We start from the raw sequence: 1,306 nt of genomic DNA, 5'->3' as shown, positions 1-1,306 counted from the left end.
GTCACCGCCAACAACGCCACCCGCGCCTACGGCACCCCTGACCCCACCTTCACCGACGCCCTCTCCGGCCTGGTCAACGGCGACACCCTGGCCTCAGCCGTCACCGGCTCCGCCAGCATCACCGCCACCGACACCCCCACCTCCCAGGCCGGCACCACCTACCCCATCACCGCTACCCTGGGCACCCTCGCCGCCAAGAACTACACCTTCGCCTTCGCCCCCGGAACCCTCACCATCACCCAGGCCACCACCAGCTCCTACACCATCACCTGGAAGAGCCAGTCCGCGGTCTACGGCACCGCCCTCGGCTCCCCCACCCTCACCGCCACCAGCTCCATCGCCGGTAGCTTCTCCTACAGCCCCGCCGGTGTCCTCCAGGTCGGCCCCGCCGTCGCGGTCATCGCCACCTTCACCCCCACCGACACCACCGACTACCCCAGCCAGTCCGCCACCGCCAACATCACCATCACCCCCGCCGTCCTCACCGTCACCGCCAACAACGCCACCCGCGCCTACGGCAGTGCTAACCCGACGTTTACCGGAACCATCACCGGCGCGGTCAACGGCGACACCTTTACCGATAGCTTCTCAACCACCGCCACAACCAGCTCTCCCGCGGGAACCTACCCCATTGTTCCTACTCCAACCGGTACCGCACTGTCGAACTACACCGTCAACGTCACCAATGGAACCTTAACTATCGGCAAAGTGACCCTGACCGTCACCGCCGCGAACGCAACCCGAGCTTACGGTGCCCCCAACCCAACCTTCTCCGCATCCGCCAGCGGCGCGCAGAACAGCGACACCTTCACCTTCACCGAAACCACCTCTGCCACACCCTCTTCGCCAACTGGAACCTACTCGATCGTCCCCGTCGCCAGCGGAGCCAATCTCTCCGACTACAACGTGGTCTACGTCAATGGAACCCTCACCATCACTCAGGCCACACTCACCGTCACCGCAGCCGACGCCAGTCGCGCCTTCGGTGCCGCAAACCCGACGTTCTCCGCATCCGCAGCCGGCGCAGCCAGCGGCGACACCTTCACCTTCACCGAAAGCACTCCCGCCACAAACTCCTCCCCCGTTGGGACCTATCCCATCATCCCTGTCGCAACAGGAACGAACATTGCGAACTACAATGTCGTCTACGTCAACGGAACGCTTACCATCGGCCAGGCAACACTGACCGTCACCGCCGCGAACGCATCCCGAGCCTACGGCGCCCCCAACCCAACCTTCTCCGCATCCGCAACCGGCGCACAGAACAACGACACCTTCACCTTCTCAGAGAGCACCTCCGCAACTG

1 protein-coding gene is annotated in these 1,306 nt (G+C 64.7%); it reads left to right on the top strand.

The features are described from left to right. Window positions 1-1,306, top strand: a 1,306-nt coding sequence (locus HDF09_RS17195) for an MBG domain-containing protein (protein WP_311719821.1), incomplete at both ends; no start/stop codon positions are given.

Origin of the sequence: Edaphobacter lichenicola, assembly GCF_014201315.1 — a bacterium.
Lineage (GTDB): Bacteria > Acidobacteriota > Terriglobia > Terriglobales > Acidobacteriaceae > Edaphobacter > Edaphobacter lichenicola_B.
Note: the sequence above shows the minus strand (reverse complement) of the source record. Positions and strands in the feature narration are given on the sequence as shown.